Annotated in this window: 19 protein-coding genes and 1 pseudogene; 15 read left to right on the top strand and 5 right to left on the bottom strand. The window is 70.2% G+C overall.

The window, feature by feature from the left end; genetic code table 11:
- Positions 1–23 precede the first annotated feature (23 nt).
- The 5 genes from dpgA (at position 24) to ABD987_RS03085 (ending at position 5,196) form a co-directional block, all read left to right on the top strand.
- Positions 24–1,124: a 3,5-dihydroxyphenylacetyl-CoA synthase DpgA gene (gene dpgA / locus ABD987_RS03105; protein ID WP_345386607.1), complete on the top strand. Its 1,101-nt coding sequence runs from the start codon at positions 24–26 to the stop codon at positions 1,122–1,124.
- A gap of 11 nt (positions 1,125–1,135) precedes the next feature.
- The gene (gene dpgB / locus ABD987_RS03100; protein ID WP_345386605.1) at positions 1,136–1,789 is read left to right on the top strand and encodes an enoyl-CoA-hydratase DpgB; all 654 of its coding nucleotides are present in this window, start codon (positions 1,136–1,138) and stop codon (positions 1,787–1,789) included.
- Positions 1,786–3,084 carry a (3,5-dihydroxyphenyl)acetyl-CoA 1,2-dioxygenase DpgC gene (dpgC, locus tag ABD987_RS03095; protein WP_345386603.1) on the top strand — a complete coding sequence of 433 codons (1,299 nt, stop codon included), beginning with the start codon at positions 1,786–1,788 and terminating at the stop codon, positions 3,082–3,084. The genes dpgB and dpgC overlap by 4 nt, the downstream gene beginning before the upstream one ends.
- Complete coding sequence (dpgD, locus tag ABD987_RS03090; protein WP_345386601.1) at positions 3,081–3,884, top strand: enoyl-CoA-hydratase DpgD; 804 nt, start codon at positions 3,081–3,083, stop codon at positions 3,882–3,884. Before dpgC ends, dpgD begins: the two co-directional genes overlap by 4 nt.
- Before the next feature lie 232 nt (positions 3,885–4,116).
- A complete protein-coding gene (locus ABD987_RS03085) occupies positions 4,117–5,196 on the top strand; it encodes a 3-deoxy-7-phosphoheptulonate synthase (protein ID WP_345386599.1) in 1,080 nt (359 codons plus the stop codon).
- 150 nt (positions 5,197–5,346) lie between these two features.
- On the opposite strand, the pseudogene ABD987_RS03080 reads toward ABD987_RS03085, so the two are convergent.
- Positions 5,347–5,574: pseudogene (locus tag ABD987_RS03080) on the bottom strand (response regulator); the annotation flags it as partial.
- Between the two features lie 488 nt (positions 5,575–6,062).
- Here ABD987_RS03080 and vanH point away from each other — a divergent pair.
- The 7 genes from vanH (at position 6,063) to ABD987_RS03045 (ending at position 13,846) form a co-directional block, all read left to right on the top strand.
- A complete protein-coding gene (gene vanH, locus ABD987_RS03075; RefSeq protein WP_378213958.1) occupies positions 6,063–7,031 on the top strand; it encodes a D-lactate dehydrogenase VanH in 969 nt (322 codons plus the stop codon).
- Entirely contained in the window at positions 7,024–8,064 is a 1,041-nt protein-coding gene (vanA, locus tag ABD987_RS03070) for a D-alanine--(R)-lactate ligase (RefSeq protein WP_345386597.1), read from the top strand. Before vanH ends, vanA begins: the two co-directional genes overlap by 8 nt.
- Complete coding sequence (gene vanX, locus ABD987_RS03065; protein WP_345386595.1) at positions 8,054–8,662, top strand: D-Ala-D-Ala dipeptidase VanX; 609 nt, start codon at positions 8,054–8,056, stop codon at positions 8,660–8,662. Before vanA ends, vanX begins: the two co-directional genes overlap by 11 nt.
- Positions 8,663–10,776: 2,114 nt before the next feature.
- Positions 10,777–11,574, top strand: a complete 798-nt coding sequence (locus ABD987_RS03060; protein WP_452039177.1) for a winged helix-turn-helix transcriptional regulator — start codon at positions 10,777–10,779, stop codon at positions 11,572–11,574.
- Between the two features lie 163 nt (positions 11,575–11,737).
- The gene (locus ABD987_RS03055; protein WP_345386591.1) at positions 11,738–11,950 is read left to right on the top strand and encodes an MbtH family protein; all 213 of its coding nucleotides are present in this window, start codon (positions 11,738–11,740) and stop codon (positions 11,948–11,950) included.
- 361 nt (positions 11,951–12,311) lie between these two features.
- Positions 12,312–13,064, top strand: a complete 753-nt coding sequence (locus ABD987_RS03050; protein ID WP_345386589.1) for an SDR family oxidoreductase — start codon at positions 12,312–12,314, stop codon at positions 13,062–13,064.
- The gene (locus tag ABD987_RS03045) at positions 13,061–13,846 is read left to right on the top strand and encodes an SDR family oxidoreductase (protein WP_345386587.1); all 786 of its coding nucleotides are present in this window, start codon (positions 13,061–13,063) and stop codon (positions 13,844–13,846) included. The genes ABD987_RS03050 and ABD987_RS03045 overlap by 4 nt, the downstream gene beginning before the upstream one ends.
- 795 nt (positions 13,847–14,641) lie before the next feature.
- On the opposite strand, the gene ABD987_RS03040 is transcribed toward ABD987_RS03045, so the two are convergent.
- Positions 14,642–15,193, bottom strand: a complete 552-nt coding sequence (locus ABD987_RS03040; protein WP_345386585.1) for a GlcG/HbpS family heme-binding protein — start codon at positions 15,191–15,193, stop codon at positions 14,642–14,644.
- A 195-nt stretch (positions 15,194–15,388) separates the two neighbouring features.
- Here ABD987_RS03040 and ABD987_RS03035 point away from each other — a divergent pair, with 195 nt between their 5' ends.
- Together ABD987_RS03035 and ABD987_RS03030 are read left to right on the top strand one after the other, a co-directional pair.
- The gene (locus tag ABD987_RS03035) at positions 15,389–16,516 is read left to right on the top strand and encodes a sensor histidine kinase (RefSeq protein ID WP_345386583.1); all 1,128 of its coding nucleotides are present in this window, start codon (positions 15,389–15,391) and stop codon (positions 16,514–16,516) included.
- The gene (locus tag ABD987_RS03030; protein WP_345386581.1) at positions 16,506–17,150 is read left to right on the top strand and encodes a response regulator; all 645 of its coding nucleotides are present in this window, start codon (positions 16,506–16,508) and stop codon (positions 17,148–17,150) included. Before ABD987_RS03035 ends, ABD987_RS03030 begins: the two co-directional genes overlap by 11 nt.
- A gap of 22 nt (positions 17,151–17,172) precedes the next feature.
- On the opposite strand, the gene ABD987_RS03025 is transcribed toward ABD987_RS03030, so the two are convergent.
- Positions 17,173–18,237 carry a methyltransferase domain-containing protein gene (locus ABD987_RS03025; RefSeq protein WP_345386579.1) on the bottom strand — a complete coding sequence of 355 codons (1,065 nt, stop codon included), beginning with the start codon at positions 18,235–18,237 and terminating at the stop codon, positions 17,173–17,175.
- An 825-nt stretch (positions 18,238–19,062) separates the two neighbouring features.
- Positions 19,063–20,088: a YncE family protein gene (locus ABD987_RS03020; protein WP_345386577.1), complete on the bottom strand. Its 1,026-nt coding sequence runs from the start codon at positions 20,086–20,088 to the stop codon at positions 19,063–19,065.
- A gap of 309 nt (positions 20,089–20,397) precedes the next feature.
- On the opposite strand from ABD987_RS03020, the gene ABD987_RS03015 reads away from it, so the two are divergent.
- A complete protein-coding gene (locus ABD987_RS03015; RefSeq protein WP_345386575.1) occupies positions 20,398–21,225 on the top strand; it encodes a hypothetical protein in 828 nt (275 codons plus the stop codon).
- An 18-nt stretch (positions 21,226–21,243) separates the two neighbouring features.
- Here the strand turns inward: ABD987_RS03015 and ABD987_RS03010 are convergent, their stop codons facing one another.
- Positions 21,244–24,126 (bottom strand): AfsR/SARP family transcriptional regulator, encoded by a 2,883-nt coding sequence (locus ABD987_RS03010; protein WP_345386573.1) that lies wholly within the window; start codon positions 24,124–24,126, stop codon positions 21,244–21,246.
- Positions 24,127–24,134 lie beyond the last annotated feature (8 nt).

The raw sequence follows: 24,134 nt of genomic DNA, 5'->3' as shown, positions 1-24,134 counted from the left end.
AGGACCTGGGGCTGGATGTATCGATGACGACCAGCATCGCACCGGCCGAAGACCTTTCCGCCGTCACCGGGCGCACCGAAATCACCAGGTTCGCCGGCGTGGGGACCGCGGTGTCCGACACTTCCTATTCGCAGACCGAGCTCCTCGAAATCCTCGGCATCGAGGACACCCGGATCCGCTCGGTCTTCCTGAACAGCGCGATCGACCGGCGTTTTCTCACCCTCCCACCGGAAAGCCCCGGCGGGGGACGCGAGCCGGAACCGCAGGGCGACCTCCTGGACAAACACAAGAAGCTCGCGGTCGACATGGGCTGCCGGGCACTCGAAGCCTGCCTGAAATCGGCGGGCGCGACGCTCTCGGACCTGCGGCACCTGTGCTGTGTCACCTCGACCGGCTTCCTGACCCCCGGCCTGAGCGCGCTGATCATCCGCGAGCTGGGCATCGACCCGCACTGCGGCCGCTCGGACATCGTGGGCATGGGCTGCAACGCGGGCCTGAACGCGCTCAACGTGGTCGCCGGCTGGTCCGCGGCGCACCCCGGCGAACTCGGCGTCGTCCTGTGCAGCGAGGCCTGTTCCGCCGCGTACGCGCTGGACGGCACCATGCGGACCGCGGTGGTCAACAGCCTGTTCGGCGACGGCTCCGCCGCCCTCGCCGTGGTCTCCGGTGACGGGCGCGTGCCCGGCCCGCGCGTGCTGAAGTTCGCGAGCTACCTCATCACCGACGCGCTCGAGGCGATGCGCTACGACTGGGACCGCGTCCAGGACCGGTTCAGTTTCTTCCTCGACCCGCAGATTCCCTACGTGGTGGGGGCGCACGCCGAAATCGTGGTCGACCGGCTGCTGTCCGGCACCGGGCTGCGGCGCGGCGACATCGGCCACTGGCTGGTGCATTCCGGCGGCAAGAAGGTGATCGACGCCGTCGTCGTCAACCTCGGCCTGAGCAGGCACGACGTCCGCCACACCACCGGTGTGCTCCGGGACTACGGGAACCTTTCCAGCGGTTCCTTTCTGTTTTCCTACGAACGACTCGCCGAAGAGGGCGTCGCCCGCCCCGGGGACTACGGCGTGCTCATGACCATGGGGCCCGGCTCCACGATCGAAACGGCGCTGATCCAGTGGTGAGGAGCGGGGAAATGAACAGCGAACTGATGCTGCGTTTCGATGGTGCCCAGCCGTTTTCGGCCGCGTCGGTCGAGGAACTGGGTGGCCTCTGCGACCGCGCCGAGGACCACCGGGGGCCCGGCCCGGTCACCGTGTACCTCACGGGTGCCCCGCCGGCGGGCTGGCCCGCCGGGCTGACGGTCGGCCTCGTCTCCAAATGGGAGCGGGCGGTGCGCCGGTTCGAACGGCTCGCCAGGGTCACGGTCGCGGTGGCGTCGGGGGAGTGCGCGGGCACGGCCCTGGACCTGCTCCTCGCCGCCGACGTCCGGATCGCCGCCCCGGGTACCCGGCTGCTGCTGCCGAGGGCGGGCGGCGCCACCTGGCCGGGGATGACCGTGCATCGGCTCACCCAGCAGGCCGGCGCCGCCGCCGTCCGGCGGGCCGTGCTGCTCGGTACCCCGATCGAGGCCGGGCGCGCGCTCGCCCTCAACCTGGTCGACGAGATCTCCGAGGATCCGGCGGCGGTGCTGGCCGGGCTGGCCGAGGCGGCCGGTGCCGTGGACGGCGCGGAGCTGAAGATCCGCCGGCAGCTGATCTTCGAAGCCGGTTCGACCAGCTTCGAGGACGCGCTCGGCGCGCACCTGGCCGCGGCGGACCGGGCCCTGCGACGGGAGGACGTTTCGTGACAACGGATTTCGCCACGCTGTCGCCGCCGCTCGACCGCCGGGCACTGGCGTCGGCGGCCCACCGGGCCGACGAACTGCTCGCCGGGCTGCCGGTGCCGTCCGCCCGGACTCCCGCGCAGCGCGAGGCCGCGTCCTCGGCACTGGACGGGGTCAGGGCGATGCGCACGGAGTACCTGGCGGCGTGTGCCGAGGAGATCTACGACGAACTCACCGCGGGCCGGACCCGGTACCTGCGTGTCGACGAGCTGGTCCGTGCCGCCGCGGCGGCCTTTCCCGGCCTGGTGCCCACCGACGAGCAGATGGCCGCCGAACGCGCGCGGCAGCAGGCGGAGAAGGAAGGACGCGAGATCGACCAGGGCATCTTCCTGCGCGGGATCCTGCGTGCCCCGAAGGCCGGTCCGCACCTGCTCGACGCCATGCTCCGGCCCACGCCGAGGGCACTGGAGCTGCTCCCCGGATTCGCCGAGACCGGCGTCGTGCGCATGGAGGCGGTCCGGCTGGAGCGCCGCGACGGCGTGGCGCACCTGACCCTGTGCCGGGACGACTGCCTGAACGCCGAGGACGCCCAGCAGGTCGAGGACATGGAGACCGCGGTCGATCTGGCGCTGCTCGACCCGTCCGTCCGAACAGGACTGGTGCGGGGCGGGGTGATGAGCCATCCCCGGTACGCGGGGCGGCGGGTGTTCTGCGCGGGGATCAACCTCAAGAAGCTGAGTTCGGGCGACATCCCCCTCGTCGATTTCCTGCTGCGGCGGGAAATGGGGTACCTCCGGAAGATCTTCCTCGGCCTGCTCACCGACGGCTCGTGGCATGCGCGGCTGACCGGCAAGCCATGGGTGGCGGCCGTCGATTCCTTCGCCATCGGCGGCGGGACCCAGCTCCTGCTGGTCTTCGACCACGTGCTGGCGGCGTCGGACTCCTACCTCAGCCTGCCCGCGGCGAAGGAGGGGATCATTCCCGGGGCGGCGAACTTCCGGCTTTCCCGGATCGCCGGGCCGCGCGTGGCCCGGCAGGTGATCCTCGGCGGCCGCCGGATCCGAGCCGACGAGCCGGACGCGCGGCTGCTGGTCGACGAGGTCGTCCCGCCGGAGGAGATGGACGCGGCGATCGACGCCGCGCTGGCCCGCCTCGACGGGGAGGCGGTGCTGGCCAACCGGCGCATGGTGAACCTCGCCGAGGAGCCGCCGGGGGAGTTCGGCCGGTACCTGGCGGAGTTCGCCGTGGCGCAGGCGCTGCGCGTCTACGGCGCGGACGTGCTCGGCAAGGTCGGGAAGTTCGCGGCGGGAACGGCGTGACGGGCGCCCGGGTGCGGTACGAGACGAAGGGGCACGTCGCCTACGTGACCATGGACCGGCCCGAGGTGCTCAACGCGATGGATCGGCGGATGCACGCGGAACTCGCCGGGATCTGGGACGAGGTCGAAGCCGACGACGAGGTCAGGGCGGTGGTGCTGACCGGCGCGGGCACCCGCGCCTTCTCCGTCGGCCAGGATCTCAAGGAACGCGCGCTGCTGAACGACACGGGTGTGGCGCCCTCGACGTTCGGCAGCGCGGGTCAGCCGGGACATCCCCGGCTGACCGACCGGTTCACCCTGTCCAAGCCGGTGGTCGCCAGGGTGCACGGCTACGCGCTGGGCGGCGGTTTCGAGCTGGTGCTCGCCTGCGATCTCGTCATCGCCTCCGAGGAGGCGGTGTTCGGCCTGCCGGAGGTCCGGCTCGGCCTGATCCCCGGGGCGGGCGGCGTGTTCCGGCTGCCCCGGCAACTGCCGCAGAAGGTGGCGATGGGCTATCTGCTGACCGGGCGCCGGATGGACGCGGCGACAGCGCTGCGCCACGGACTGGTGAACGAGGTCGTGCCTCCGGGCGAACTGGACCGGTGCGTGGCCGAATGGACGGAAAGCCTCGTGCGGGGCGCCCCGCTTTCGATTCGCGCGATCAAGGAAGCCGCGCTGCGGTCGCTCGATCTTCCTTTGGAGGAGGCGTTCACCGCCGTATATCCGTGGGAAGAGCGCCGACGGCGGAGCGAGGACGTGCTCGAGGGCGTCCGGGCCTTTACCGAAAAACGGGATCCGGTCTGGACGGGGAAATACGAGTAAACGCGGAAGCGGCCGGCGGCGACGGAGTTGGACAGGGCGTATCGCCGCTTCGAGTGCGGGATGGTGGAGGGGCCGATGGGGGAGTTCGGGGTGGTGGCGCCACCTGTGCCGGCGATCGTCTCTGTCGTCGTTTTTCCGAGCCGGTTCCGCCGTTCATCCGAAACCACCGGCCGGGCCGGGAAATCCGGCTTTCCCGACAGCCCGGTGCGGGCAGAAGACTGGGATACCTGTGATGACAACCACCACCGCCGCGTTCGATCTGGACAACCAGCGCATCAGCCGGATGGTCCCGCTGGTCACCCCCGCCCTGCTACACCACGAACTGCCGCTGTCCGCCGCCGCGGCCGACACGGTGCGACAGGGCCGTGAAACCGTCGTCGGCGTCCTCGACGGGTCGGACGACCGGCTGCTCGTGATCGCCGGGCCGTGCTCGATCCACGACCCGGCCGCGGCACTCGACTACGCCGACCACCTCGCCGCCCTCGCGAGCCGGTTCGCCGACGACCTGCTGGTCGTCATGCGCGTGTACTTCGAGAAACCCCGGACGGTCGGCGGCTGGAAGGGGCTGATCAACGATCCGCACCTGGACGGCACCGGCGACGTCAACCACGGGCTGCGCACCGCCCGGCGGCTCCTCCTGGAGCTCACCGACCGCGGCCTGCCCGTCGCGTGCGAATGGCTGGACACCACGATCCCGGCCTACCTCGCCGACGCCGTCTCCTGGGGCGCCATCGGCGCGCGCACCGTGGAGAGCCAGAACCACCGCATGCTCGCCAGCGGGCTGTCCATGCCCGTCGGCTTCAAGAACCGCCGTGACGGCGACGTCACCGTCGCGATCGACGCGATCCGCGCCGCCGCGGCCCGCCACGTCGTCCCCGGTGTCAACCCCAGCGGCCTGCCCGCCATCCTGCACACCGTCGGCAACCCCGACTGCCACGTGGTGCTGCGTGGCGGTGACACCGCGCCCAACCACGACCCCGCCTCGGTCCACGCGGCACTTTCCGCCCTGCGGAACGCGGGCCTGCCCGGCCGGGTCGTGATCGACGCCAGCCACGACAACAGCCGTAAGGACCACGAACGGCAGCCCGTCGTCGCCGGCCGGATCGCCGAACAGATCAGGACCGGACAGCACGGCATCGTCGGCGTCATGCTCGAGTCCAACCTGCGCGCCGGTCGCCAGGAACTCCGCGAGGACCGGCCGCTGACCTACGGCCAGTCCATCACGGACGCCTGCGTCGACCTCGCCACCACCCGGGCCGTCCTCGACACCCTCGCCACCGCGACCGCCGCCCGTCGCGGGCACGGCGGGTGAGCGGACCCGGAACCGGCCGGGCCGTCACCTGACCGCCGGCTCCGGGCGGCCGGTGGCGCGGTGGCGCGGTGGGTGACCGTGCTGTGACGCGGAGTTTCCTTTTTCCGGCGGGTTGTGCGCGATCGCGTTGTGCACAACGTGTGCTTCGTGCCGGTCGGCGGCGGTGCGCACGAGGATCGGCACCCCGCCGCCGTAGGCGACGCCGCGCTCGGCGAGCCCGTCGCCGGAGGGGCCTGGGAGGTCACGGTCGAGGGCGGCGATATTGTAGGCGGCGCTGTCGCCGTCACCGGTGATGTCGGCGGTGATCGTTTCCCGGCGCAGGCCATCGCGGATGGCTTCCGCGAGGTACGGCTCGTCCTCGACGATCGACACACGCATACTGTCCAGACTTAAGGGGCCGGAGTATATCGTTAGCGCATCGAAAACCTCGTACCCGCCGAGATCATCATGCCGTCCTGACTGGAGGTATGCCTCACCGCGAACCAGCACGACCAGCGGCCCGTCGCGCGGCCTCGGCGTGGCCGGTGGTGCCGTCTCCCTTGGACGGTGTTCACCGGGGTATCGGGCCCAGTCGCTTTGTGAAGCGCTTTCGAAACCTGACCCGGAAGAGAAAATCGCTCGCCAGGTGAGTGCCCCCGTCACATCCGCGCCCGGCGACGCGGCCGACATGGGGATCGCGCCTCCCACGCAGCTGCCCCGGCCCCACGTACGATCTGCGGATGCAGCGGTGACCAGCATACCCGGCACCCTCCGGTCCAGGCCCGCCGACCTGCCTTCGCGCACGTCGGCGGGTGGTCTCCGGGGTGGTCGGCGAAGACACGGCGATCGCGCGAGCGCGGTGCCGCACTAGAAGGACAATCCGAATCATGGCAAAAATGGGAATCACGGTTTATAGCTGCGAACAGGACGAGGAGGTCCTGTTCCGGGAGATGGCGCCTCGATTTGGTATTGTGCCCACTATCACGGATGCGGCGGTGTCGGCGGCCAACGTCGAGCTGGCCTCGGGAAATCGATGCGTCAGTGTCGGGCACAAGACGCACATCCCGAACCCGACCCTGCTCGCGCTCAGCCAGGCCGGCGTGAGGTACATCTCCACCAGGAGCATCGGATACAACCACCTCGACGTGGACTACGCGGAGAGCGTCGGTATCGCCGTCGGAAACGTCGCCTACTCGCCCGACAGCGTGGCCGATTACACCTTGATGCTGATGCTGATGATGGTGCGCAACGCGAAATCCATCATCAGCCGTGCGGATGCGCACGACTTCCGGCTGAACGAAACGCGCGGGAAAGAGCTGCGCGACATGACCGTCGGGGTCGTGGGGACAGGGCGCATCGGTGCCGCGGTCATGGACAGGCTGCGCGGTTTCGGCTGCCAGGTGCTGGCGTACGACAATCGTCCCGCCGTCGCGGCCGACTACGTTTCTCTCGACGAATTGCTGAAACAGAGCGACATCGTGACGCTGCACACGCCGCTCAACACGGATACGCACCATCTCCTGAACGGCGAACGTATCAAGCAGATGAAACACGATGCGTTTGTCATCAATACCGGACGCGGTGCGCTCATTGATACCGAGGCTCTGATCGCGGAGTTGGAAAACGGTACGCTGGGCGGCGCGGCGTTGGATGTCCTCGAAGGAGAGGAAGGTATATTCTACGCCGACTGCAGGAACAAAACCATTGAAAGTGGCCTGCTGTTGCGGTTGCACAAGCTGCCCAATGTGCTGATCAGCCCGCACACCGCGTACTACACCGAGCATGCCCTGAGCGACACTGTCGAACAGTCCATTACCAACTGTCTGAAGTTTGAAGGTAGCAAGCAGCATGGATAGGTTGAAGGTCGGAATCATCTTCGGGGGCTGCTCCGAGGAGCACCCTGTCTCCGTGAAGTCTGCGCGCGAAGTCGCGAAAAGCCTCGACACCGAGAAGTACGAACCGTACTGGATCGGGATCACCGAGAGCGGCGTCTGGAAGCTCTGCGACGGTCCTGGTGAGAACTGGGAAGACGGCAAGCCTGCCGTGCTGTCGCCGGACCGCGGCGTGCACGGGCTGCTCGTGCTGGAGCAGGGGGCCTACCAGGAGATCCGGCTGGACACGGTGTTCTCCGTCCTGCACGGCAAGCTGGGCGAGGACGGCGCGATCCAGGGGCTGCTGGAGCTGGCGGGCATCCCCTACGTCGGCTGCGACATCCAGAGCTCCGCGCTGTGCATGGACAAGGCGTTGGCCTACACCGTCGTGCGGGCCGCGGGAATCGCCACGCCGGACTTCTGGATCATCGCGGAGAACGAGAAGGTCGACCCCGACAGCTTCAGCTACCCCATCTTCGTCAAGCCCGCCCGTTCGGGTTCGTCCTTCGGCGTCACCAAGGTGAACGAAAAGGGAGAACTGGCGGACGCGATGGAGGTCGCGCGGCAGTACGACTCGAAGGTGCTGATCGAAGCCGCCGTCGTCGCCAGCGAGGTGGGCTGCTCGATCCTCGGGAACGGCATGGACCTGATCGCCGGTGAGTCGGACCAGATCAACCTTTCCCACGGTTTCTTCAAGATCCACCAAGAGAACGAGCCGGAGAAGGGCTCGGAGAACTCGACGATCACCGTGCCCGCCGACATCTCGCCCGAGGCGCGCGCGCTGGTGCACGAGACCGCGAAGAAGATCTACAGCGCCCTGGGGTGCCGCGGACTCGCGCGGGTGGACCTGTTCCTGAAGGAAGACGGCAGCGTGGTGCTCAACGAGGTCAACACCCTGCCGGGGATGACCTCCTACAGCCGTTACCCGCGCATGATGGCGGCCGCCGGCATGCCGTTCGCCGAGGTGCTGGACCGGCTGATTTCGCTGACGCTGGCGGGAAAAGACGATGAAGGATGATTTCGTCCACGTAGACGAGATCGTGCCAGGGATCCGGTGGGACGCCAAGTACGCCACCTGGGACAACTTCACCGGCAAACCGGTCGACGGCTACCTGGCGAACCGCATCGTCGGCACGAAGGCCCTGTGCGCGGCCCTGGAACGGGCGCGGGACGAGGCCGCGTCCCGTGGCTTCGGCCTGCTCATCTGGGACGGTTACCGCCCGCAACGCGCCGTGGACTGCTTTCTGCGCTGGTCGAAGCAGCCGGAGGACGGCCGGACGAAGTCGCGGCACTACCCGAACATCGAGCGGTCCGAGATGTTCGACAGGGGGTATGTGGCGACGAAGTCGGGGCACAGCCGGGGCAGCACGGTCGATCTGACGATCTACCGGCTGGCGACCGGCGAACTCGCCCCGATGGGCGGTGACCACGACCTGATGGACGAGGTCTCGCACCACGGGGCGCCGGGAATCACGCCCGGCGAAGCGGAAAACCGTCGGCAGCTTCGCGCCATCATGGAGGCCGGCGGTTTTCAGGCCTACGATTACGAGTGGTGGCATTACACGCTGAAGGACGAACCCTACCCGGACACCTATTTCGACTTTCCCGTCGAATAGCGCGTTCGGCCCGGGACGTTCCGATTCGGTCGGCTGGAAGGCGGGTGTGTGCGGCTCGAAGCCGCGCACACCCGCTTTTTCGTGCTCGTGGACGGATTCCGGGGCCGGTCGTGTCCACAGAGGTGGGTCGGCGCCCGGTGCCGGGCGGGGCCGAAGGTGGGACGCACCCGTCGCGCAACCGGTTCGTACGTCCCACCTCCGGGTGCCGGTGTCGTTCTCGGACTGGGGGTGTCCGATCACGACACCGGCGGTAGCCCGCCGGACCTGACGGGCTGGTCATCGGGAGCAATTTTCCCCGGGGAATCGCTTCTTGTGAATATGTAAAACTAATGACTTTTCGTGTTGCCGAGGGCCGCGTTCTCGACGGGGGTTAGGTGCACTGTCCGCGGGGCGCGTCGTGTCGTGACGGCCGGGCGGCGGTGAGATCGGGTTTCGGGGCGGCTCTGCCGGCGATGGTCACCCCGAGGGCGGCCGAGCGCGCTGTTCGCGTTCCCTGACCGCCGCGGAAGTGAGTGAGATCGCGAGGGCCCCTCCGTCGCGGAGCGTACCGTCAGCCGCGTCGGCCGCGATAGCCCCGCCGCGGACCGGAACGGCGTGCCCGTCGGTTTCGCGTGGACGAACAAGCCGCGCGAGTTCGCTCGGGTACGGTCAGCCTCGCCCGGCGCGTGCCCCGGTGCCGCCGCGAGCGCGCCGCACATCGCCGGGCGTCGGTCGTCGTGCGGAACGGCGAGGCGCGACGAGCGGCGGGGTGCGACGCCGGGTGCCGGGCGTTGTCGGCATCGATGACCATCGTGGTACGGCGTGAGCCAGGTCGGCGGGATGGGCTGCGTGGCGGACCGCGCCCGGCCCCGATCAGGACGTATCACGCGGATGGTGGCCAATCGTGCGATCGGGAACGGTGATTAATCGCGGTGAGTCCCGGGCGGCCTGTATTTACTCGCCCAATCGAGCGAACTGTCCCGCGCCGAAATCCGGATCGGTGAATTGTTCACCGAGATCGGCAAGCGGATCGACCAGTGGTGTTCCGGTCGTACCCGCACGGTGTGAGGGCAGCGCACGGATGGCGGGCGGGGAGGTCGGCGCCGTCCGGGAAAGGCCGAATTATTGATCTTGGACGAGGCCTTCGACGTGGGTGGCGCGTATTGTTCGTCAATTGCCAACAAAGATCGAACATGCCATGCTGAGCTGGTGTGCACTCACTGGGGACTGAGGGGTGCGACGGTGACTCCCGACCACGAGGTGAGCGGGATTCCGCCCGGTGAACCCACCGGGCCGGGCTCGGTGGCTGCCGGGAACTCCGGGGCGGATCCGTTCCCGGGTCCCGGTGGTCTGCTGGTGGGCGGGTCGCTGTCGGCGAGCTGGGGGAGCAGGGCGGCGGTTCGCGCGCACGGGGTCGTTGGTGTCCAAGGAGATCGCCGACGTCGAGGCCGCAGGCCAGGTGGCCGGGGTGAACCCGGCCGGGATCGCGGTGTCCAACCACCGAGGTCGGACACTTGGACGGTGCGCCGTCCGGCACACGCTCGTATCACCCGACGCCGGACTTCGCGTCGTCGCGGGTCCGGCTGGATGTGTCCCGCGGGGGACGGCTCGCGGGATCCCGATCACCAGCGGCGGCCGGAGCGCCGGGGCCGAATGTCCGTGGCAAGGGGGTGGATCAGGCAAATGACCCCCTTTAACATGGTTGTTGGCAGGAAACGTTCTGCAATTCGATGAGCTTTGCCGCAAAGGCAAAGCCTCGGGTATCGGTATTCAGCGGACACCTCTGGAGTTCGGGCCGACTTTCAGGGTGCTTCTGGGGATGGAGGCGTGCGGGAACGCGCATTCTCCTGCACGCAAAAGAGAAAACAGAATTCTACACTGTCGACGCTGGTCAAGCAAGCGGCGATGTGGCTGAATTCTGTCCGCAAGGTAAAGCTGACTAAGAAGAGATCCAATGGGGGCGCTAGGTGGATCCGTCGAGAGTTGACATCGTCGCTCTCCCCGTAGTCGAAATCGAGCTGTCCCGGCTGTCTTCCGTATGCTCGCCACGAACCTCGGGTGAGGATCCGGAGCACGTCGAGACACTGTTGTCGGCAGCGGGAGAGCTGCCGCCCATTCTTGTGCACCGGCCGACGATGCAGGTGGTCGATGGCCTGCACCGGTTGAAGGTGGCGCAGGCAAGGGGCGACACGAAGATCGTGGCAAGGTTCATCGACGGCACGGAGTCGGACGCCTTCGTGCTGGCCGTCGAGGCGAACATCCGGCATGGTTTGCCGCTTTCCCTCGCCGATCGCAAGCGCGCGGCCGTCCGTATTATCGGGACGCATCCGCAGTGGTCGGACCGGCGGGTGGCCTCGGCGACCGGTATTTCCCCGGGCACGGTGGCCGATCTGCGCAGGCGCGGGGGAGAAGGCGGCGGCGAGGCCAGGATCGGCCGGGACGGGCGGATCCGTCCGGTCGACGGTTCGGAACGAAGAAGGCTCGCCGCCGAGCTCATTCGCAGCGATCCGGGCCTTTCGCTCCGCCAGGTCGCCAAGCAGGTCGGTATTTCCCCGGAAACGGTCCGGGACGTGCGGGGCAGGCTGGAGCGTGGGGAAAGCCCGACCCCGGACGGGACCAGGAGGCTGCGGGCCAAACCGCATCCGCCGTCCTGGACGGAGCCGGATTTCGGCGAAACCCTGGATCGGGATCGCCTCGCGCTGCTGGAACGGCTCAAGGCCGATCCCGCGCTGCGGCTGAGCGAGGCCGGCCGCATCCTGCTGCGCATGCTCGCCATGCACTCCATGGACGGGCAGGAGTGGGAACGGATCCTGCGCGGCGTCCCGCCGCACCTGTACGGCGTGGTCGCCGGATTCGCCAGGAACCACGCCAGGGTGTGGGCGGGTTTCGCGGACCGGCTGGAGGGCGGGCCCGCCGACCTGGCCGCGGGGTAGCCGCGGCGCGAAGGGGACGGGCGGTGCCGTCCGGTCGCCGGGACATCCGGCGCCGCGCCGTCACACCACCGCGCTGCCACATCACCGCGAAGGCGGACCGATCCGCCGACCGGCACGCGACCGGTTAAGGTTAGGGTAGCCTAAACAACGCGATGGAGGACTCGTGACCAATCCGTTCGAGGACGAAAACGGCCGGTTCCTGGTGCTCGTCAACGACGAGGGGCAGCACTCGCTCTGGCCGTCGTTCGCGGAGGTCCCCGCGGGCTGGACCAAGGTGTTCGGCGAGGAGTCCAGGCAGGCCTGCCTGGACTACGTCGAGACGCGGTGGACGGACATGCGGCCCCGGAGCCTGGTGCGGGCAATGGAAGGCGCCTGAATCGGCCGGGACGCGTGCCGCGCGGTGCCCGGAGAGCGTTTTCTCCGACGGGCGAAGGAAGCGCGTGTCCGGTGGACGAGGTGTGTGTGGCCGACATCTCAGCGTGCGGGGTCGAGACCGACCGGTCGGTATGTCACGCTGAGGGCGGCGATCGCCGCCAGTGGTGTGCGAAACCCTGACTCGGGCGTGGGTGCCGTGACCGCTCGGTTCCGGGCGGGATGCGCTGGTGAAAGCGGTCGCCATGGTCAGGTGGACTAGCATCGGCCGGGCGGAAGATCGCCGGGCCGATGTGCTTTCCCCGGATCTGTCGGTCAAGCGGCCGCTCGGCGGCCGCCCGCGCGCGGAACGAGGAGACAGTGCAGTGAGCTCATTGAAGGATCGCGTCGCGATCGTCACCGGGGCCAGCAGGGGTATCGGGCTGGGCATCGCGAAGGAACTGGTCGAGCGCGGGGCGAAGGTGTGCGTGACCGCGCGCAAGCCGGAACCGCTCGCCGAGGCCGTCGCCGAGCTGGGCGGGCCGGACGTCGCCATCGCGGTGCCCGGCAAGGCCGACGACACCGCCCACCAGGACGAGGCGATCGCCAGGACGATCGAGGCGTTCGGGCGGCTGGACATGCTGGTCAACAACACCGGGATCAACCCCGTCTACGGTCCGGTGCTCGACATCGACCCCGCCGCCGCGGCGAAGATCCTCGGTGTCAACGTGCTCGCGCCGCTGTCCTGGACCAAGCGCGCCCGCGACGCGTGGATGGGGGAGCACGGCGGCTCGGTGGTGAACGTCGCCTCGATCGGCGGGCTGCGCGCCTCGCCGGGCATCGGCCTCTACGGCGTCAGCAAGGCCGCGCTGATCCGGCTCACCATGGAACTCGGCGCCGAGCTGGGGCCGGGCATCCGCGTCAACGCCGTCGCCCCGGCCGTGGTGAAGACGAAGTTCGCCACCGCGCTGTACGAGGGTCGCGAGGAAGAGGTCGCGGCGGCCTACCCGCTCAAGCGGCTCGGCGTGCCCGCCGACATCGCGGGCGCGGTCGCGTTCCTGCTGTCGGAGGACGCGGGCTGGATCACCGGCCAGACCCTGGTACTCGACGGCGGCGTCACGCTGGGCGGTGGCCTGTGACCTTCAGCGGCGCGGGGGTCGTCATCACCGGCGGCGGGGGCGGGATCGGCGCCGCCTTCGCCCGCCGCTTCGCCGCCGAAGGCGCCAGGGTCGTCGTCGCGGACCTCAATGCCGGTGCCGCCGGGGAAGTCGCCAAGGAGGTGGGCGGCACCGCGTTCACCGGGGACGTCGCGACCGAGGACGGCGTCACCCGGCTGATCGAGAGCGCCCGCGAAACACTCGGCGAGATCGACGTGTACTGCGCGAACGCCGGGATCGCTCCGCAGGGCGGTGAGGACACGCCCGAGGACGTCTGGGCGCGGGCCTGGGACGTCAACGTGATGGCGCACGTCCGGGCGGCGAAACTGCTTACGCCGCGGTGGTTGGAGCGCGGCAACGGGCGCTTCGTCGCGACGGTCTCCGCGGCCGGGCTGCTGACGATCCTCGGTTCGGCGCCGTACGCGGTGAGCAAGCACGGGGCGCTCGCCTTCGCGGAATGGCTCTCGGCGACCTACCGGCACCGCGGCCTGAAGGTCCAGGCCGTGTGCCCGCAGGGCGTGCGCACGGCGATGCTCGAGGACACCGGCCCGGCGGGCGACCTGCTCATGGGCGCGTCCGCTATCGAGCCCTCGGCCGTCGCCGACGCCCTGTTCGCCGCGATCGACGAGGACCGCTTCCTGGTTCTGCCGCACCCGGAGGTCGCGGACTACTACGCCGCGCGCGCGACCCAGCCCGATCGTTGGCTCGGCGGGATGAACAAGCTGCAGCGCAAGATCGAACAGGCACTCGGCGACCCCTCCTGACGGACGGAAAACCGGCCTGGGGCCGGCTGGCCCGCTCGCCAGCCCCAGGTGGTTGTCGACGTAACGTCTCCAGGCACGGACCCGACTCCCTTTCATCTACCTGAGGGAGTGCACCGATGAGCCTTCGGCGTGTTCGTGGCCGAGCAGCCCGCGGCGTGAGGTTTCGAGCCATGTCACGCAGGGGGGCGTCGATGGCACTGGCAGTGCTGCTGACCGTCTTGACGGCTTGCTCGCCTGTCGAAACAACCCGTCCCGCTCCGGTAACGGTGCCGAGCACCACGGCGACGTCGGCACCTCAGCCGACGCCCGGGCTCACCGCCGGCTCGGCCACGACCGCTCCCAGCTCGGCGCCGCCTGCCCGCTCCGTGACCGCGCCGCCGACGCCCACCTCGACGGCGTCGCAAGACAAGGATGCCTGCCTGAAGGACGAGAGTCAGTGCTATGAGCCCGGGACGAACGTCAAGTGCCAGACCGGCGGTTGCGTGAACGCCGCGCGCGGCCTCACCCCAAGCGATATCGAAGCAGCCCGCCGGCGATGGTTGCGGGAACACCCGGGTTGGTGCGCGGTCGGTACCCAGGGTGCCGTCGCACCGTGCTGAGCGTGCCAGGCGCTTCACCTCGGCGGGATGAACAAGCTGCGGTGCAAGATCGAACAGGCACTCGGCGAACCCTCCTGACGGGCGGAAACGGCCGGGGCCGGTAAGCGGACTTACCGGCCCCGGCCGTTTCCGTTGCGCAGGATTATTGTCCTCTGTGGACAAACCGCTGTAGTGTCCACATCGGACAGGCGCGGCTCTACTTGGTGAGCGCGTCGGCACCGGCCTGGGCGAAGGTCTCGTCCTGGGCGCCGGAAGGGGCGCCCGCCACGCCGATCGCCGCGATCGGGGTGGTGCCCGCGTCCACCGGGACGGCACCGGCCAGGAACAGCGTGCCCTGGATGTCCTTCAGCGTCGGGTTCTGCTGGAGGCGGCCGACCAGGTCGGAAGTCTTGGCGTTCCAGGAAACCGCGGTGAACGCCTTGGCCTGGGCGGAGGAGGGGGACTGCGGGCCCGCGCCGTCGCCGCGCAGGCTCAGCACGGTGGTGCCGTCCCGGTCGACCACCGCGACCGACACGTGCTGGCCCGCCTTCGTCGCCGCGTCCAGAGCGGCCTGCGCGGCCTTCTGCGCGGCGGCGATCGACAGGTGCGAGGTCTGGACCAGTCCCCGGGGCACGTCCTTCGCCGCGGCGGGAGCGGGAGCGGCCGGGGTGGCGGCGTTGGCGGCCAGCGCGCCGGTGGTGACGGTGCCGATGACGGCCAGCCCGCCCACGACGGTGGCGATCCGGGCCCTGGTGGTGAACTTCCGCATGACTTGCTCCTTGGCTTGGGGCTGGGTGGGATGTGTCCATCGTGGGTCGCCGCACCCGGCCGGAGATCGGAGTCCCGGCTGGGCTCGCGGCCCGGACCGGGCGACACCCATGTCGTCCGATCGGTTGATGTCGGGGACGTTCACGCAGGTCAGGCTCATGGGGGGACGACGATCGGACCGGAACGGAGGGTGGCGATGACCGATCGGGACGCGCGGTGGCTGGCCGCGACCATGCACACGGCGTTCTTCCTGCTGCTGATCGCCTCGATCGTGCGCTTCCTCGAACACCACCGGGGCGAGCCCGCCGCGCCATGGGCGATCGGGCTGTCCGGGTGCCTGGCCGCGTGCTACGTCGTCGGCCTGGTGCTGGGCATCGCCGGGCCGGAACGGGTCTCGGCGCCGTACCTGGCCTGGCTGACCGCGGTGACCGCGCTGTGGGTGGTGCTGGTCCTGCTCGCGCCCAGCTTCGCCTGGTGCGCGGTCCCGTTGTTCGTCACCGGGCTGCGCACCCTGCCGACCGTCCCGGCACTGGCGCTGGTGGCGATGGTCACCGCATTGGTGGTGATCTCGCAGAACCGGCTCGCGGACGGATTCGATCCGAACCTGACCATCGTGCCGCCCGCCGTCGCCGCCGTCACGGCCGCCGCGATCACCTACATGCGCGGGCAGGCGGCGCGGCTGCGGGAAACCGAGCGGCGCGCGGGGATACTGGACGAGCGGCAGCGGCTGTCGAGGGAGATCCACGACGCGCTGGCGCAGGGCCTGTCCAGTCAGGCGATGCTGCTGCAGGCGGCCGAGCGGGCCTGGGCCGAACCGGCGGTGGCGCGGGAGCACCTGCTCGCGGCGCAACGGATCGGCGCCCAGAACCTGGCCGAGGCGCGGGGTCTCGTGCAGGATCTGGCACCCGCCGACCTCACCGGCCACTCGATCGAACAGGCCCTGCGGAGCGTGGCCGGGCGTGAGGCGCTGCCGGTGCGCGTCCGGGTCGACGGCGCCGCCCGGCCGCTGCCCGGCCGGGTGCAGTCCACGCTGGTGCGCATCGGGCAGGGCGCGCTGGCGAACGTGCGGGAGCACGCGGGCGCGTCCCGGGTGGCGCTCACCCTCACCTACCTCGACGATGAGGTGGTGCTGGACATCACCGACGACGGCCGCGGCTTCGACCCGGCGGATCCGGGCGCCGGCGGCGCCGGGCGTGGCCATGGCCTGCCCGCCATGCGCGCCAGGGCCGTCCAGCTCGGCGGCAGGCTGACCGTGGAGTCCGCGCCCGGTCAGGGCACCGCGATTTCGGCCGCGATCCCGCTGGGGCCCGGCCATGACCGGTGACCGGCCGATCCGCGTGGTGCTCTGCGACGATCACGCGATGGTGCGGGCCGGACTGCGCGCGCTGTTGGCCGGTTCCGACGACATCGAGGTGGTCGGCGAGGCCGCGACCGGAGGGGAGGCGGTCGCCATGGCCGCCGCGCTGCGCCCGGACGTGGTGCTGATGGATCTGCAGCTGGGCGGCGACATGGACGGAGTGGAGGCCATCCGGCGGATCCGCACGGCCACCCCCGGCCCGGACACACCCCGGCTGCTGGTGCTCACCACCTACGACACCGACGCCGACATCACCCGCTCCGTCGAGGCCGGGGCCACCGGCTACCTGCTCAAGGCCGAGTCCGCCGACGAGCTGTACACGGCGATCAGGTCGGCGGCCGCGGGCCGGACCACGCTGTCGGCTCCGGTGGCGGGTCGGATGCTCGCCCAGCTGCGCGCGCCGCGGCCGGCACTGACCGACCGGGAGCGGGACATCCTCGGGCAGCTCGCCCAGGGGCTGGGCAACCGGGAGATCGCCCGGCGGCTGTTCATCAGCGAGGCCACGGTGAAGACGCATCTCGGCCGGATCTACGACAAGCTGGGCGTGGACACCCGGGCCGGGGCCGTCGCGGTGGCCAAGGAACAGCGATTGCTGCCCTGACGGACCTTCCCGGCCGCCGAAACTAGCGGAGCGTGTTCACTTCGTTGGCGGGGTCGTCGAGATAGACCCACTGTCGCTCCGGTGTGACCATGACTCCGAACCGGGTGTACCGAGGCTTGCCGTGCGCGGCCCAGAACTCGACCGCTGCCTCGATCTCTTTCCAGATATCGCGTGGCCCATGCCTGCGCACGGGATGCGCGCCCGGTTCGCCTATGCCGACCGTGGCCCATGAAGAGCGGGCCCTGTCCCACAACAGCAGCTCATATTTCTGTTCGTCGTTCACGTCGAGGGCGTTGTACTGGACATCGGACAGGAAAAGCGAGACCGCGAACGCGCTTCCGTCAAGATCACCTACCGCGTAGTAGGGATGAAGATCGGTTGTCGATTCCGTGTACGGATCGTTTTCGCGCTCAGGGATTTCTCGTGGTATGCGCCGATCACGCAGCTGCATGAAATCGGCCTGGCCGTCGAACGTGCCCGAAGCCGTGCCGTCTCCGTGCGCGGTCATCCGCAAGAGAGGTGTGGCCAGAAAGTCGGTTCCCCAGGGGACCACGATCCGGCCGCCGGGCGCGGTCTGTTCGATCCACTCGTAGGGGACGGCGTTCGTCACCGATGCGGTGCTCAGTATCCGATCATAAGGTGCGTTGCCGGGATACCCGTGCGTGCCATCTCCCGCGATGACCGCCACATCGTAGGCGCGGAGTCTCTTTCGTGCCTGTTCGGCCAGGATCGTGTCCACTTCGACCGTGGTCACCGTGCACGCGGTGCTCAACAGGGCGGCGTTCCAGCCCGTACCGGTCCCGATCTCCAATACGGTGTCACCGGCCTCGGCTTCGAGCGCGTACAGCATGGATTTCATCACGGAAGGCATGGATGAGCTCGAACTGACGAGGCTGCCGTCCGTCTCCCTTCCGTCATTGAGCTGAGTGATGACGGGAACATCGGACTCCACCAGTTCCCGCCACCGTTCGGGTTCCCGGTGGCGTCTGATGGTAATATGCTGGTTTCCCTCGGTTCTTTCATAGATCTCATCGGGAATGAAGTGCTCTCGGGGAACCGTGGCGAACGCTCGTTCCCAATCAATCATCTTTACCGTGCTTTCCCGGCGGTGGCTCGTTGCGGGATGGCGGAGGGGAGCCCGGCAACGGCTGGCCGTCACCCTGGCTCCGTCGCTCTCGCTCATCTTTTTTCTCGTGCTTGTTCGGTTCGGACTGTTGGGGCGTTGTGAACCTCCACCACGGTTGTGGCCGAGTGTCCCAAGGTGGCCAGCGGTGAAGGGTACCGCCGATCGGGCGGTAGTGCATTCCGTACGGGTAAAGACCCCTCAATGTGGTTTTCTCGGTAGTGGGTTGTGCTGGTGTCGCGAATGTCGCATTGCCGACGTTCAGCGTCGCGAATGTCGCATTCGCGACATCGTCTCAGCCGAGCCCGGGTCCCGAGCGGGGCGTTGGGGGTGGTGAGTGATGCTGGTGGCCTTTCGTGGGGCACGCGGGTGCTGAAGGACGCTTTTAGTGCGTTGGCCGCGCTGAAGGACGCCTTCAGTGCACTGAGCGCACCGAAGGCGTCCTTCAGCACACCCCGGGCGCCAGAACTCACCGCTCCTAGTGAGAAAACCTCGATGTGGTTTTCTCGGTAGTGGTGGGTGGTCGAGGGTGTGTCGTGTCCTGAAGGGGGCCTTCGAGACGTTCACTGTCTTCAAAGGAGCCTTCGGGACGTCAGGTCGGTCGAAGGTCGTGTCGCGAACGGGTCGTTGGGGACGGTGAGCGTCCCCAACGACGCGTACGAGACATCTTCGCCCCTAGTGAGAAAACCTGCGTTCCAGCCCGTACCGGCCCCGCATTCCCATGCCGTGTTACCGGCCTCGGCTTCAAGCGCGTGATCCCGGGGAGCCGTGGCGAACGCTCGTTCTCGGTCAGGACGCCGGGATCAGCACCGCCGAGTCCGGCTGGCGCAGCGTCGGGAACGACGAGGTGATCCGGCCGCCGCCAAGGTCGACGACGGCGACGCGTTGGGTGTCCAAAAGGGACACGTAGGCGACCGGCCTGCTCGGGTGGAACGCCACGCTGGCGGGCTGACCGGGCATCGCGGCCGTCCAGATCGGGCGGAAATCGGTGCGGAGCAAGGAAATCGACTTGCCGGTCAGGTCGGTCACCAGGAGCCGGTCCTCGCCGACGGAATAGACGCGCAGCGGATCCCCCGGGACCTTCAGCTCGTTCTTGACGCGCAGGGTCCGCGCGTCCAGCGCCACGACGGCGGGGGTCTTCCGCGCGCCGACGAACAACGTCCGCTCGTCGGCGGACAGGCAGCTGCTTTCCGGGAGCTGGCCCGGGGTCGTCACCACCGGCGGCACCGACGGGTCGTGCGGGCGGACGAGGCTCACGGTGTGGGACAGCAGACCGGTGACGTACGCGCGTTCGCCGTCGCGGCTGAGCGAGAACAGGTGCGTCTTGATCCCGCCCGTCGCGACCGCGCGGGACGGGGCCGGGTCGGTGCGCGGATTGTCCACCCCGAGCAGGACCGCCTGCTCCTCGCTCAGCGCGTACAGCCTGCCCGCCGCGTCCATCCGGACCCCGTGGACGCGGTGGAAGGGGCCCAGTTCGATGGTGCGCAGCAGCGACCGCGCGCGCAGGTCCACGACGAACACCGCCGAACCGCCCTGGCCGGGCGCGGAGGAGAACTCGACGCCGTAATGGCCGACGTAGCCGTAACGGCATTCGGCGTCGGCCACGATCTCGTGCGGGTAGTCGCCGAGCACTACGTCCGAAAGCCGTTCGCCGCTGTCGGGGTCGAAGAACGCCAGCCTGCGGTCGCCCTTCTCCACCACGGCCAGCACGTCGCGGCCGGTGGCGGCGGCCGCCGCGGTGCCGGTGAGCGAGGTCACCGCCGCGCCCGCCCCGACGGCACCGGCCAGTTTGAACGCGTTACGGCGAGTGATCACGCTGTCCCCCAGATCTCGGTTGTTCTTCCACTATGGCAGGAAAACCGGGCTCGTGGACGCCCGCGCCGGTGCCGGTCGCGGGTGCGCGGGGCCGGGTTTGCCCATAGTGGACGAACGGCAGGTGAGTCCACAAAGGACGCTCCAGTGAGGAACGCGCACGTCATCGCGTGGCGCCGTGTGGGCCCGGGTGCCGGGCCCGGTACGATAACTCCCTCTTGTCGCGTTCGAGCCGGCCGTCGCAACCCGCGCCGGTCCACGACGTCTGGACAAGCGACGGGCTGGTGCGGACGGTGACGAGGGGAGCGGGGCTTGCGAGGCTGCGGTCTGAAGCTGGCGATCGCGTTCGGCGTGGTCGTGGTGGTGGTCGCCGGGATCGTGATCGGGATCGCGGCCACCCGCGACACCGTCGCCACGCCGGGATGCACGGTGCGCGGTCCCGGTAACGACGGCGCCGAGACGACGTACACGTTCTCCCCGGAGCAGATGGGGCACGCGGCGACGATCTCGGCCGTCGGCGTCAAGCTGGGGATGCCCGCGCACGCGGCGACGATCGCGCTGGCCACGGCGTTGCAGGAGTCGAAGCTGCGCAACCTCGAAGGCGGTGACCGGGACTCGGTCGGGCTCTTCCAGCAACGTCCCAGCCAGGGCTGGGGCAAACCGGATCAGCTGCGTGACCCGGTCTACGCGGCGACGGCGTTCTACCGCAAGCTCGCGAAGCTGCCGAACTGGGAGAACCTCCCGATCACCGAAGCGGCGCAGGGCGTCCAGCTCTCCGGCGTCCCCGACGCGTACGCGCAGTGGGAACCGCAGTCGCGGCTCATGGCCGCGGCGTTCACCGGGCTGCGCCCGGCCGCACTGACGTGTCGCAACCTCACCCTCGCCGGGCCCGCCGACCTGGCCGCGGCGGCGACGGAGGAGCTCGGCACCGCCCGGCTGAGCGGCGCGCACCCGGCGGGGCGGGGCTGGACGATCGCGAGCTGGCTGGTCGGCCGCGCAGAGCAGCTCGGTGTCGACAAGGTGAGTTTCGCCGGGCAGACCTGGACCGCCCAGGCCGGCGAGTGGGCGCAGGACGCCGCGGCGGGACAGGACCTTTCGCTGCACCAGGCGCCGGCGGCGCCACCGAAGACCGGGAACTGACCGCGCCCCGGCGCCGGTTCAGCGCGCGCCGCACCCGCCGCAGCGGCCCAGTGGCTCCCGCTCGGGCTCGTGCCGGTCGGTGCCGGACTGGGCGGGGATGGCCGGTGCACGGCGCCCGCCCCGCGCGGCGAGCACGGCCATCGCCCGGCGGCGCAGGTCGAGCGCGAAGGCCTTCAGCCGCGCGTGCTCGACGCGCTGGCTGGTCAGGCTGGCCTGCCGCGCGTAGTCCATCGCCTCGCCCGGCCTGCCCGCGCGCAGCGACAGCTCGGCCAGCCGCACCAGCGTCGCCGCCTCGTGCGCCGCGCCCCCGTTCCGCCGGGCGAGCCGCAGGGACTCCCGGTGGACCTCGATCGCGTCGTCGGTCCTGCCCAGCTCGGCGAGCACGGTGCCGAGCTGGTCCAGCGCGGTGTGCGCGGTGAGCCCGCCGGGGCCACCGCAGGCCCGGCTGACCCGGACCGCGCGCTCGGCCGTGGCCAGGCCGTCCGCGGCGTTCCCCGCGCCGAGCTGGGCACGGGCGCGGTAGACGAGCGAGTACAGCTCGCCCGGCCGGTCGCCCAGCGCCCGGTACACCGCCAGCGCCTCGTCGAGCGCGGCGGACGCTTCGGCGTGGCGCCCGGTTTCCAGCGCGATGATCCCGGAAGCGAGCGTGCAGGTGGCGATCAGCAGGCGGTCGTCGATCTCCCGGCTGAGCCGCAGCGCGCGCACCCGTTCCTCCTCGGCCTGCCGCGGGTAGCCGTGCTCCGCCGCCACCCTGCCGAGCACCACGTGTGCCCGCGCGGCGCTGGCCTTCTCCTCGGGGCCCTCCGCGCGCCGCGCGATCGCCCGGCCCGCGCGCGCGAAATCCCGGCTCGCGGCGCCGTCGTCGGCGAGCAGGCAGACGACGAACAGCAGCTCGGCCGAGGGAAGCAGCGGGCAGCCGGGGTTTTCGGCGGCCCGGCGGACGGTCGCGACCAGCGCCGCTCGCCAGACCGTCACCCAGCGGTAGGCGTCCTTCGCGCGGGCGAAGGGCAGTCCGGGCGAGGTGGTGGGCCCGAGCCGGTCGGCGAGCACGCCTTCCGGCTCGACGGCCCGGTAGGCGTTGCGCGTGGTCGCCAGCGCGAAGTCGACCAGTCGCGTGAGGGCGGCCGACCGCTCGGCGGTCTCGTCCTCCGCCTCCCCGCGCTGCCGCGCGTAGAGCTTCACCAGATTGTGGAACCGGTACTCCTTCGGCGTCGGCTCCTCCAGCAGCCCGGCGTCCACAAGGGACTCGACCAGTGCCAGCGCGGTGTCCTCCGGCACGTCGAGCACCGCGGCCGCCGCGGGCGGGGAGAACCGGGCACCGTCGATGACCGAAAGCAGCCGGAACGCCCTGCGCTGCGCGGATTCCAGCCGGGTGTAGCCGAGTTCGAAGGTCGTTTCCACGGCGAGATCGGCGATCCGCAGCTCGCGCAGCCGCCGCCGTTCGCCTGCCAGCCGTTCGGCGAGCGAAGCGATGGTCCACGACGGCCTGCTCGCCAGCCGCGCCCCGATGATCCGGATCGCCAGCGGGAGGAAGCCACAGGCGGACAGCACCTTCAGCGCGGCGGGGCGTTCGGCGCCCACGCGAAGCTCGCCCACCAGTCCGGTGAGCAGAGAAAGCGCTTCCTCCGGCGGTGGAGTGCCGAGGGGGACCGGCCGGAAGCCGGGCGCGGTGAGCGGGGCGCGCCCGGTGAGCAGCACCCCGTTGCCCTCCCCGCCCGGCAGCAACGACTCGATCTGCTCGACGTCTCGTGCGTTGTCCAGGAATACCAGTACTTTCCGTCCGTCCACAAGGGACTTGAACGTGGCGGATCGGTCGCGGGCGGCCGCCGGTATCTCCGCGCGCGGCACACCCAGCGCGTGCAGGAACTCGGCGAGGACCTCGGCGGGCGCGGCGGGCTGGGGCTCGGCGCCCCCGAGATCGGCGTACAGCTGTCCGCCAGGGAACCGAGTGCGCACCGCGTGCGCCACGTGCACGGCGAGCGCGGTCTTGCCGACGCCGCCGGTCCCGCTGATCGCGACCGGGATCCCCGCGGTGAGGGCCGCGCGCACCGTCGCGGTCTGCCGGGCGCGCCCGGCGAAGTCGGTGATGTCGGCGGGCAGCTGGGCCGGTACCGCGCGGGGCGGCCGCTCGCCCGCCCCGGGTGTGGGCCCGGCGAGCAGCCGCGCGTGCAGGGCGCGCAGGTCTTCGCCGGGCTCGCAGCCCAGTTCGCGGTCCAGGGCGTCCCGCAGCTCCGCGTAGCGCGCGAGCGCTTCCTCGTGCCTGCCGCTTTCGTGCAGCGCCCGCATCAGCAGGGCGTACCAGTGCTCGCGCAGGGGATGTCTCCGCACCAGCTCGGTCAGCTCCGCGACGGCCTCGGCGTGCCTGCCCAGCGTGAGGTCGACCTCCAGCCGGGTGGCCAGCGCGGCGAGCCGGTGCTCGGCCAGCCGGGCCCGCTGCGCTCGCGCGTACGGGCCGGGAAGCCCCGCTAGGGGCTCGTCCCGCCACCGCGCGAGCGCGGCCAGCAGGATCGCGTGGGCGCCCGCCGGGTCACCGGAGGTCCTGGCGGCCTCGGCGTCGGCGAGTTCGCGCGTGAAGTCCCCGAGATCGGTGTGGAGGCCGGGGGCGAGCCGGTAGCCGCTGCCCGCCGAGACGAGCACCCGGTCCCGCGCCCGGTGGCCGAACGCGGCGCGCAGCCGCCCGACGTAGGTCCGCAGCGCGGCCACCGCGTGGGCGGGCGGCGCCTCGCCCCACAGCCCGTCGACCAGATCGCCGATCGACACCGGGGTGCCCTCGCGCAGGACCAGCATCGCGAGCACGGACCGTTGCTGTGGCGACCCGAGCGGGATCTCGGCATCGCCGCGCCACGCCCGGAGCGGCCCGAGCACCTCGAACCGCCATTCCGTCCCCGACTCGTCCGTCATCACACCAG

It is taken from the genome of Amycolatopsis samaneae, assembly GCF_039541975.1.
Lineage (GTDB): Bacteria > Actinomycetota > Actinomycetes > Mycobacteriales > Pseudonocardiaceae > Amycolatopsis > Amycolatopsis samaneae.
Note: the sequence above shows the minus strand (reverse complement) of the source record. Positions and strands in the feature narration are given on the sequence as shown.

Bases quoted from the DNA above. Each gene is read 5' to 3' on its own strand.
- dpgA (WP_345386607.1), top strand. From the start codon at position 24: ATGACGACCAGCATCGCACCGGCCGAAGACCTTTCCGCCGTCACCGGG.
- dpgB (WP_345386605.1), top strand. From the start codon at position 1,136: ATGAACAGCGAACTGATGCTGCGTTTCGATGGTGCCCAGCCGTTTTCG.
- ABD987_RS03085 (WP_345386599.1), top strand. From the start codon at position 4,117: ATGACAACCACCACCGCCGCGTTCGATCTGGACAACCAGCGCATCAGC.
- vanH (WP_378213958.1), top strand. From the start codon at position 6,063: ATGGCAAAAATGGGAATCACGGTTTATAGCTGCGAACAGGACGAGGAG.
- vanA (WP_345386597.1), top strand. From the start codon at position 7,024: ATGGATAGGTTGAAGGTCGGAATCATCTTCGGGGGCTGCTCCGAGGAG.
- vanX (WP_345386595.1), top strand. From the start codon at position 8,054: ATGAAGGATGATTTCGTCCACGTAGACGAGATCGTGCCAGGGATCCGG.
- ABD987_RS03060 (WP_452039177.1), top strand. From the start codon at position 10,777: ATGCAGGTGGTCGATGGCCTGCACCGGTTGAAGGTGGCGCAGGCAAGG.
- ABD987_RS03040 (WP_345386585.1), bottom strand. From the start codon at position 15,193: ATGCGGAAGTTCACCACCAGGGCCCGGATCGCCACCGTCGTGGGCGGG.
- ABD987_RS03035 (WP_345386583.1), top strand. From the start codon at position 15,389: ATGACCGATCGGGACGCGCGGTGGCTGGCCGCGACCATGCACACGGCG.
- ABD987_RS03030 (WP_345386581.1), top strand. From the start codon at position 16,506: ATGACCGGTGACCGGCCGATCCGCGTGGTGCTCTGCGACGATCACGCG.
- ABD987_RS03025 (WP_345386579.1), bottom strand. From the start codon at position 18,237: ATGATTGATTGGGAACGAGCGTTCGCCACGGTTCCCCGAGAGCACTTC.
- ABD987_RS03010 (WP_345386573.1), bottom strand. From the start codon at position 24,126: ATGACGGACGAGTCGGGGACGGAATGGCGGTTCGAGGTGCTCGGGCCG.